1 protein-coding gene and 1 pseudogene are annotated in these 1,497 nt (G+C 74.2%); both read right to left on the bottom strand.

Annotated features, from left to right (window positions below):
• A pseudogene (locus DCI01S_RS16420) lies at positions 1–222 on the bottom strand (glycosyltransferase family 2 protein); the annotation flags it as partial.
• Positions 219–1,475: a HEAT repeat domain-containing protein gene (locus DCI01S_RS16415; protein ID WP_061230203.1), complete on the bottom strand. Its 1,257-nt coding sequence runs from the start codon at positions 1,473–1,475 to the stop codon at positions 219–221. The gene DCI01S_RS16415 and the pseudogene DCI01S_RS16420, both read right to left, overlap by 4 nt.
• Between the last annotated feature and the right edge of the window lie 22 nt (positions 1,476–1,497).

The following is a 1,497-nucleotide window of genomic DNA, read 5'->3' as shown; positions in this document are numbered from 1 at the left end:
GTTGTAGGCGGGGACGACGACCGACACCCCCGGCGCCGTGTGGCTGCCGAGCCGTTCGACACGACCGGAGTGACGACGACGACGACGCGTTCCCCTGAAGTCGACGGCCGCGGCGATCGCGAGCACCAGGTACGAGGAGTTGATGAGCAGGAAATAGACGAGGATGGGCCAGGCGATCACATCGAGCAGCGTCGCGATCACCACGCGGAGGGTCTCGATCACGGGGCGGGCTCCTCCTGCTGTGGGGCGCGTTCCGGGTCGTTCTCGGTGGCCCGGCGGGCGGTCGCGGCCATCTCGTACAGGTCCGGCCTGCGGTCACGGATGCCGAGTGCGGTGACCGCGCCGAGCGAGGCGAGGGCCGCGAGGTCGGCGGGTGACGTGGCCGCGGTGTCGCGGACGGAGATCTCCGGCGGGAGCACGCCCTGCCGGAGGGTCTCGACGAGAACCTCGCGGCCGGTCCTCCCGAGGGAGGCCAGGGCTCCGGCCGCCACCTCGGCGAGTCGGCGGTCGCCGGCGGTCAGCACCGAGCGCAGGAGCGGGACACCTGCCGGGGCACCGATCTCTCCGAGGGCCGTGGCCGCGGCCAGGCGGACGGCCGCCGGTTCGCGGGGGGCCAGTGCGCGGCCGAGATCGTCGATGACGCGGGCGTCGCCGATCACCCCGAGAGTGCGCGCGGCCGCCGCGCAGACCCGCTCGTCCCGATCGGTGCGGAAGATCTGGAGGACCCTGGGCAGCAGCGAGGCCATGCCCCCACGCGAGGCGACGGTGGCGGCGACGTACCGCACGCCGGGGTCTGGGTCGTCGAGCCCGCGCCGGACCGCCTCGCGGACGTCGTCGCCCATGGCGAGCAGCGCGTCGGCGGCGACGTAGGCCGGGACGCCGGACAGCCCCTTGACCTCGCGGACCGCACGGAGCACCACGTCTGCGTAGGTGGCGTCGCCGAGGACCCCGAGGGCGCGCACCGCGGTCGAGCGCACGGCCCGGTCGCGGTCGGAGATCATGCCGGCCAGCACGGGGGAGTACTCGGTGTGCCGGGTGGCACCGACGACCTGGGCAGAGCGGGCGCGGGTGGTGGCGGACCACGAGTGGACGCCGCGGAGGGCGCCCTCGACGGTGCCGTGCCGGTCGAGGATGTCGACCAGCGCGGTGGCGGCCCCGCCGCGGACCTTGCCGAGTAGGTCGAGGACGGCCCGGTCGACGACCCGCTCGCGGTATCTGCCGAGTTTCCCGAGCGACTCGTCGTCGGACTCCTCGTCTGCGGCGAGCGCCAGCAGGCGCGGGCGGAGTGGCTCGAGGACACGCGCGATACGGCGACTGCGGCTGACCCGGGCGACGTGCGCCCAGATCATCACCACGACGAGTACGCCGATCGCGGCGATGAGGACCCACAGGGAGGCCGTGAGGACGCCGGAGGCGATCTCCGGCGCGACGTCGTCGAGCAGGGAGGGCGAGGGGTCGTCGTAGGAGGGCAGCACGGTGTGGATCCCGCGGGGCTAG

The organism is Dietzia cinnamea NBRC 102147, from assembly GCF_001571065.1.
Classification (GTDB): Bacteria; Actinomycetota; Actinomycetes; order Mycobacteriales; family Mycobacteriaceae; genus Dietzia; species Dietzia cinnamea.
The sequence above is the reverse complement of the archived record's forward strand: the minus strand, read 5'-3'. Positions and strand labels throughout refer to the sequence as shown.